Below are 7,687 nucleotides of genomic sequence, written 5' to 3' on the forward strand. Positions count from 1 at the left end.
GGCGGGGCGGGTGTCCAGCCAGGTGACCACCGGGCCCAGAGGCGCGCCGTCGCGGTCCAGCGGCAGCACCGAGTGCCACTGGGCGGAGACCGCCACCAGGCCGACGTCGTGCAGGTGCCCCGATTCGGCCAGCTCGTCCAGGCACTCGACCAGGCTCGCCAGATAGTCCCGACCGGACAGCGTGCCGGTGCCGTCGTCGCCGATGGCGAGGTCGACCTTGCGCCGGGCCAGGGCGCCGGGCAGCGGCTGCGTGTCCGCGTCCAGCACCAGCCCGCGTACCGAGGAGGTGCCCAGGTCGAGCGCGAGAATGTTCATCGCCGGTCAAGTTACCCCGTGCCAGCGGCGTGACGGGCGCGTAGGGTGGATCACATGCTCGCGCACCTGACCAGTTGGTGGCCCGCCGACCCGGCGGCCATCTCCCGCGCGTAGCTCCATCCACGCGGCCGCCATCGAGGCGGTCGCCGGATCTCCCGGCTTCAGGGCCGCCCGACGGCGGCACCCAGCCCGACGGAGACTCCCGATGACCCAGCTGACCGACCTGCTCGCCGCCGTCGCGCGCGGCGTCGACCCCGGCCCCTTCGCGCTGCTGCGCCGCGACGGCGCGGACGAACTGGACCTGTTCACCGGCCCGGTCGACACCGTGGAGGGCCTCACCGACATTCCGCTGCCGCCGGGCCCGCCCGGGGCACGGACGTTGGCCCTGGTGCCGTACCGGCAGATCACCGAGCGCGGCTTCGCCTGCGTCGACGACGGTGCCCCGTTGGAGTTCCTCCAGGTCCGCGAGCACCAGCGGGTCGCGCTGACCGACGCCCTCGCCGCGCTGCCCGACGAACCGGTCCACACCACCGACGTCGGCTTCGACGTCAGCGACGAGGAGTACGCGCGGACCGTGCAGCGGGTGCTCTCCGAGGAGATCGGTCGGGGCGAGGGCGCGAACTTCGTCATCCACCGCGCCCTGCACGCCACCGTGCAGGGCCCGCCGCTGCGGGCCGCGCTGGCCGCGCTGCGCCGGCTGCTGATCGGCGAGCGCGGCGCGTACTGGACGTTCGTGGTGCACACCGGCACCCGGACGCTGGTCGGCGCCAGCCCGGAGCGGCATGTCAGCGTCGACGACGGCCTGGTGATGATGAACCCGATCAGCGGCACCTTCCGCTGTCCCGGTGGCGTCGCGGACCGGGCGGCCCTGCTGCGCTTCCTCGCCGACCCGAAGGAGATCGAAGAGCTGTACATGGTGCTCGACGAGGAGCTGAAGATGATGGCCACCGTCGCCGAGCACGGTGGGCAGGTGATCGGACCGTACCTGAAGGAGATGTCGCACCTGGCGCACACCGAGTACCTGCTCGCCGGGCGGGGCACCCGGGACGTGCGGGAGGTGCTGCGCGAGACGATGTTCGCCCCCACCGTGACGGGCAGCCCGATCGAGAACGCCTGCCGGGTGATCGCCCGACACGAGCTGCGGGGTCGGGGCTACTACGGGGGCGTGCTGGCGTTGCTCGGTCTCGACGAGGCCGGCCGGCAGACGCTCGATGCCCCGATCCTGATCCGGACCGCCGAGATCTCCCCCACCGGCAGTCTGCGGGTGCCGGTCGGCGCGACCCTGGTCCGGCACTCGACGGCGGCCGGCGAGGTGGCCGAGACGCACGCCAAGGCCGCCGGGGTGCTGGCCGCGCTCGGCCTCGGCCCGGCGGCGTCCGTCGGCGACCGCGGGCCGGTCGCGCGGCTGGCCGACGACCCGGCGGTACGCGACGCGCTGGCCGCGCGTAACGCACCGCTGGCGCGGTTCTGGCTGGACCAGCGGTCACCGGACGCGCCCGGACTGCCCGGGTTGGCCGGCCGCCGGGTGTTGATCGTGGACGCCGAGGACACCTTCACCGGCATGTTGGCCCACCAACTGAGCGCGTTGGGTCTCGTGGTGACCACCCGGGCGTGGCACGCGAGCGGCCCGGTCGACGACTACGACCTGGTGGTGGCAGGTCCCGGGCCGGGCGACCCGCGCGGCGTGGACGAGCCGAAGATGGTGGCGCTGCGGAAGCTGCTGACCGGGCTGCTGGCGACCGGCCGTCCCACCCTCGCGGTCTGCCTCGGCCATCAGGTGCTGGCCGGGCTGCTGGGGCTGACGCTGCACCGCCGGGAGGCGCCCTATCAGGGGTTGCAGCGGGAGGTGCCGGTGTTCGGTCGGGTCCGCCGGGTCGGGTTCTACTCGACGTTCACCGCCCGCGCCGAGGCCGACCGGTTGGCCACCGCGTACGGGCCGGTGGAGCTGGCCCGGGACCCGGGCGACGGCGCCGTGCACGCCCTGCGGGGGCGCGGCTTCGCCGGGGTGCAGTTCCACGCGGAGTCGGTGCTCAGCCCGGACGGGCTCGCCGTGCTGAGCGAGCTGTTGACCGATCTGTTGCCCGCGTCGCGCCCGGACGAGCTGGCCGCCACGCGCGGGGGCGCATAGTCGCCCCGCCCCCGGGGTAGGGCTGGATGGATCGGTGGCGCGGACGGGCCCGAGAGCCCCCGCCCGCGCCACCGGTCGCCGTCGTCCGTCACCCCCGGCACCGGTCGGCCGGCTCAAATTTTCCGCAACTTTCCGGTTGTTTCGGCCCGACGCCGCGCGTGGGCGGCGATCCTGAGGAGATCGGTGCCGGCGGGATCGAACCGCCGCCCCGCACCGGGCACCTGAACGGGGGATCGCGCTCCGCCCGCAACGGAGCTGGCGTAGCGCGATCAGGGGATCGGCCGCACCCCGCCCGCGCTCAGCGGACCAGCGTCGCCATCAGCCGGTCCAGCTCGGCCGCCGGGTCGACGGTGAGACCGGTGTGCACCGGCCCCGTCTGGATCATCGTGCTGCGCGGCGCGGCCAGCCAGTGGAACCGCTCACCGAGGCGCATCCGGGTCGCCGGCCCGTCACCGGAGCAGGTCCGGTCCCAGGAGTCGAGCACCGCCGCCACCGCCGGCAGGTCGACGTCCGGTGCCAGGGCGCGAACCCGGTCGGCGTCCAGGTGCGTCCGCGCGGCCAGGTAGTCGCGCTGCTGGCAGTAGAGCAGCACCCCGACGTTGATCTGCTCGCCGCGCTCGATGCGGGGTACGAGCCGGATCAGCGCGTACTCGAAGGGTTGCCTCATGCCCCGCTCCCCGGTGGCAGCCAGTCGGCCGTGCGGGCGACGCGGCGGGTCAGGTGGTGCAGGTACGCCTCGCGCGCCGACTCGGCCGTCTCGAAGTCGGCGGCGGTCAGCCACTCCCCCGGCACCAGGGCCAGCACGTCGGTGAGTAGCTCCGGGGTGACCTGGGGGGCCAACTCGGCGTCGGCCTCTGCCAGCCGTGACGCGTACGGCGCCAGCACGTGATCCTCCGCGCGGTAGGCCCGGTGCACAGCGGCCTCGGCGCGCGGCCAGTTGTGGTGGAAGTACAGCGAGGCGCCGTGGTCGATCAGCCACAGCTCCCGGTGCCAGACGAGCAGGTTCGGGTTGCGCCAACTCCGGTCGACGTTCTCCACGTACGCGTCGAACCAGAGCACCCTGGAGGCCAGCGTCGGGTCGACGGGGTGCGCCACCGGGTCGAAGCCCAGCGCCCCGGGCAGGAAGTCCATCCCGAGGTTGGCGCCACCGCTGCTGCGCAGCAGCTCCTGCACCTCCTGGTCGGGCTCGGCCCGCCCGATGACCGGGTCGATGTCGAGGACCACCAGCGGTGGCACCCGCAACCCCAGCCGGCGGGCCAGCTCACCGCAGATCACCTCGGCGATCAGCGCCTTGGGTCCCTGCCCCGCGCCGCGGAACTTCGCCACGTAGGTGCCGAGGTCGTCGGCCTCCACCACGCCCGGCAGCGACCCACCCTCGCGCAGCGGGGTGACGTAGCGGATCGCGGTGACCTGGCGGAGCACGCCGCCCACCCTACTGGGGCCGGCCGGCACGGGTGGCGGGCCGGCCCAGACCTGCTCAGTCGAGCTTGTCGCGCAGCTTGTCCACCTGGGTCTGGAGGCGGTTCACCGCGCCCTCGTTGTTGACGAACGTGGTGATCCCCGCGGCAAGGCCGAGACCGATCAGCACGGCCAGGATGCTGAGCACCAGGCCGCCGATCGACACGCCACGCCCGGTGACCCCGGGTCGACGCGCCATCTTGAGGCCGACGATGCCGAGAATGATCCCGATGATGCCGAGCACCAACCCCAGCCAGGCGAGGATCGCCGTCAACACGCTGAACAGACCAGCCACCCCGAAGACCAGGGCGAAGGTCGCGGCAGCGCTCGTCTTGGCGCGGGCGTCCCCCCGATGGCCGCGGGACCCGGCCGTTACGCCGGCACCCCGGGCCGGCTCGCTTGCGGCAGTCATGAGATTCCCTTCCGTACGCGCGGGGCGCGTACTTCCGGCGAGCCGCTTTCCCCCGCCGGCCCCCGTTACGCCTCCCAACCAGCAGGAGTGTCGGTGCTCAGCCCTAGGCTGACCGCCCGGTCACGGAAAGGACCCCCCGATGCCTGTCGACCTCAGCGCGGCCGAGGCGTTGGCGCTGCGGATGACCAGCCTGCTGCTGCGCCCGCATCCGAGCACCCGGCCCGGCACCGTCGCCGAGGTGGTCGAGTGGTTCGGCGCGATGCAGGCACAGGACCTGGCCAGCGGGTTGTGGTCACTGGGCGTCCGGCTGCCCGGGTGCGGCGTCGGCGACGTGCAGGCGGCGTTGGAGCGGCGTGAGGCGCTGCGCACCTGGCCGATGCGGGGCACCGTGCACCTCGTCCCGTCCGCCGACGCCCGCTGGATGCTGGAGCTGACCGGCGTGCGATCGCTGGCCGGCGCGGCGACCAGGCGGGCGCAGCTCGGGCTCACCGAGACCGACGCGGACCGGGCGGTGGACGTCCTCGGCGCCGCGTTGGCCGGCGGCGGTCGGCTCACCCGCGCGCAGTGCCTGGCCACCCTGCGGGCGGCCGGCCTGGGCACCGACGGGCAGCGCGGTTACCACCTGCTGTGGTATGCCAGCGTTCGCGGCGTGACCTGCGTGGCGCCGAACGTCGGCACCGAGCAGACCTTCGCCCTGCTCGACGAGTGGGCACCCGAGCCGCGTCGGCTGGAGCGGGACGAGGCGCTGGCGCTGCTCGCCCACCGCTACGTTCGCGGGCACGGCCCGGTCACCGACCGGGAGTTCGCCGGGTGGAGCGGGCTCACCCTCACCGACGCCCGGCGCGGCCTGACCGCCGCCGCCGATGCGCTGAGCACGGTACGCGTCGACGGCACGCCGATGTACGTCGACGCGGCCCTGCCCGACGCGCCGCGCAGCACGCCGGACGACGTGCTGGCGCTGCCCGGCTTCGACGAGTATCTGCTCGGCTTCCGGGACCGCACGTTGATGCTCGACCCCGCCCACCAGGCGGCGGTGGTGCCGGGCAACAACGGCGTCTTCCAAGCCACCGTGGTCCGTGCCGGGCGGGTGGTGGGCGTGTGGAAGCGCAAGGTCGCCCGCACCACGGTCGCCGTGACGGTCCAGCCGCTCACGCCGCTCGACGTCGCCGCTCGGGCCCGGGTGGAGCAGGCGCTCGGGCGCTACGCCGACTTCCTCGGGCTGCCGGCCCGCTTCGACTGGCTGACCTGACCCGGCGGCGTCACTGCTGCGGCGCTGCCGGGTCGGCCGGTCGTGGGCGGGCCGCGCTGAGCAGCTCGGCGATCCGGGCCACCCGGGGGTCGGCGCGGATCTCCGCCACGCTGGCCGGCAGCGGCAGCCGCCAGTTGGGATACTCGTCCACCGTGCCCGGCATGTTGGGTTGGCGCACCTCGCCCAGCACGTCGTAGAGGGAGACGCCGAGCAGCCGGGTCGGGCTGGCCGCGAGCGCGGCGTGCATCGCCACCACCACCTCGCCGTCATCGGGTGCCGCGGTCGCATCGGGCAACGCCGGACCGGCATCCGTCCTTTGCTCTGCACCCTCGGAGGCGACAGTCACGGTGGGTAGCTGCGGTGTCGGGTCGGGCAGCAGGTTCTCGGCGCGCAGCATCGTGAGCAGCCGGTCCCGGTCGGCGGCGGCGCGGGCCCGCTCCACCGCCACCTCGGTGCCGAGCAGCTTCAACTCGTCGCGCACCCGCACGTGCTCGCCGGTCAGGAAGCCCGGCGCGGTGGGCAGGTCGTGGGTGGAGATCGTGGCGAGGGCGTTGCGCGGCCAGCGGGCCGGTGGCACGAAGTCGCCGTTGTCGTCACGGGCGAACCACAGCACTGTCGAGCCCAGCATGTTGCGCCCCCGCAACCCTCGGGTCACCGTCGGTTGGACCGTGCCGAGATCCTCACCGACCACCACCGCGCCGGCCCGGTGCGCCTCCAGCGCGAGGATGCCGAGCATCGCCTCGGCGTCGTAGCGCACGTAGGTGCCCTCGGCCGCACCGCCGCCCGGCGGCACCCACCACAGTCGCCACAGGCCGGCAACGTGGTCGACCCGCAGGCCACCCGCGTGCCGCAGGGCGCGGCGCAGCATGTCCCGGTAGGCGGCGTAACCGGTGGCGGCGAGTCGGTCCGGGCGCCACGCGGCGAGACCCCAGTCCTGGCCGAGCTGGTTGAAGTCGTCCGGCGGAGCGCCGACCCGTACGCCCTGGGCCAGCACGTCGGCGAGCTGCCAGCCGTCCGCGCCACCCGGGTCGATGCCGACGGCCAGGTCGTGCACGACGCCGACCGGCATCCCCGCCGAGCGGGCCGCCGCCGTGACGGCGTCGAGCTGCTCGTCGCAGAGGTGCTGCAGCCAGGCGTAGAAGGCGACCCGGTCGGCGAGCTGCCGACGCTGCTCGGCGACCGCCGGGCCGTCGGGGTGGTGCAGCCGCGCCGGCCAGGCCCGCCAGTCGTTGCCGTGTTTCTCGGCGAGCGCGCACCAGGTGGCGAAGCTGGTCAGCGCCGGGTCCGTCGCGAGGTCCACCGGCTGGGCGTACGGGTGCAGCAACTCCAGGGCGTGCCGCTTGGCGGCCCACACCTCGTCGTAGTCGATCAGGGGACCCCGGTCGGGACGCAGCGCGTCGACCACCGCACGGGTCGCCGGGTCCGCCGCACGGTACGCGGCGGTGTCGCTGACCCGCAGGTATAGCGGGTTGACGAAGCGTCGGCTGGCGGGCGAATACGGTGAGGTGGCCACCGGGTGCGCCGGCCCGACCGCGTGCAGCGGGTTGAGCAGCACCAGCCCCGCCCCGTTCGCACCGGCCCACTCGGTGAAATCGGCGAGGTCACCGAGGTCGCCCATGCCCCAGGAGCGCTCGGAGGTGAGCGCGTAGAGCTGAAGCATCCATCCCCAGGCGTCCGGCGACACCGGCAGCCGGCGCGGCACCACCACCACTGTCACGTCCCGGTCGGCGCAGGCCAGCCGGTGCCAACCCAGCGGCAGGTCCGCTGGGAACTCGCCGTCGACCGCCCGGCGGCCACCGTCCTCCAGGGTCACGACGCCCGGGCCGGGCAGTGTCCGGCTGCGGCCGTGGGTGAGTACCACCGTCTCGGGCAGGGCGCTCCGGTCGACGGCGCGGGCGGCGGCGAGCGCGTCGGCGATCGCCGTCGGGCTGGTGGCGTCCACGCCGAGCAGCCCCAGCACGCCCACCACGGTCTCCGGTGCGACCTCGACGCGGCGGTGCCGCCAATCCTCGTACCAGGTGGAAACACCGTGCGCGTTGGCCAGCGCGGCCAATCGTCGGTTCATCCCGTCCCCCGCTTCACGACGCGACCTGCGACCACCTTCCCACGCCCAAAAGCCCCCCGC

General features: G+C 74.2%; 7 protein-coding genes. 2 read left to right on the top strand and 5 right to left on the bottom strand.

Translation table 11 applies throughout. The annotated features are described in order from the left end of the window. Window positions 1-315, bottom strand: a 315-nt coding sequence (locus DLJ59_RS01325; RefSeq protein ID WP_244235779.1) for an FGGY family carbohydrate kinase, incomplete at its 3' end; no start/stop codon positions are given. A gap of 205 nt (window positions 316-520) precedes the next feature. On the opposite strand from DLJ59_RS01325, the gene DLJ59_RS01330 reads away from it, so the two are divergent. After that, window positions 521-2,443, top strand: coding sequence for an anthranilate synthase family protein (locus tag DLJ59_RS01330; RefSeq protein WP_124770700.1), 1,923 nt, complete (start codon window positions 521-523; stop codon window positions 2,441-2,443). A 298-nt stretch (window positions 2,444-2,741) separates the two neighbouring features. Here DLJ59_RS01330 and DLJ59_RS01335 read toward each other — a convergent pair whose 3' ends face one another. Genes DLJ59_RS01335 through DLJ59_RS01345 form a run of 3 tightly spaced genes read right to left on the bottom strand, consistent with a single transcriptional unit; the run spans window position 2,742 to window position 4,313 of the window. Next, on the bottom strand, window positions 2,742-3,110 hold the full coding sequence (locus tag DLJ59_RS01335; protein ID WP_124770701.1) for a DUF3037 domain-containing protein: 369 nt from the start codon (window positions 3,108-3,110) through the stop codon (window positions 2,742-2,744). Beyond that, window positions 3,107-3,865, bottom strand: coding sequence for a HipA family kinase (locus tag DLJ59_RS01340; RefSeq protein WP_124770702.1), 759 nt, complete (start codon window positions 3,863-3,865; stop codon window positions 3,107-3,109). Before DLJ59_RS01340 ends, DLJ59_RS01335 begins: the two co-directional genes overlap by 4 nt. A 55-nt stretch (window positions 3,866-3,920) precedes the next feature. Further along, a complete protein-coding gene (locus DLJ59_RS01345; RefSeq protein WP_124770703.1) occupies window positions 3,921-4,313 on the bottom strand; it encodes a hypothetical protein in 393 nt (130 codons plus the stop codon). A 139-nt stretch (window positions 4,314-4,452) separates the two neighbouring features. On the opposite strand from DLJ59_RS01345, the gene DLJ59_RS01350 reads away from it, so the two are divergent. Further along, on the top strand, window positions 4,453-5,562 hold the full coding sequence (locus DLJ59_RS01350) for a winged helix DNA-binding domain-containing protein (RefSeq protein ID WP_124770704.1): 1,110 nt from the start codon (window positions 4,453-4,455) through the stop codon (window positions 5,560-5,562). 10 nt (window positions 5,563-5,572) lie between these two features. On the opposite strand, the gene malQ is transcribed toward DLJ59_RS01350, so the two are convergent. After that, entirely contained in the window at window positions 5,573-7,627 is a 2,055-nt protein-coding gene (gene malQ, locus DLJ59_RS01355) for a 4-alpha-glucanotransferase (protein WP_124770705.1), read from the bottom strand. Window positions 7,628-7,687: the final 60 nt, after the last annotated feature.

Source organism: Micromonospora inaquosa, assembly GCF_003857055.1.
Lineage (GTDB): Bacteria > Actinomycetota > Actinomycetes > Mycobacteriales > Micromonosporaceae > Micromonospora > Micromonospora inaquosa.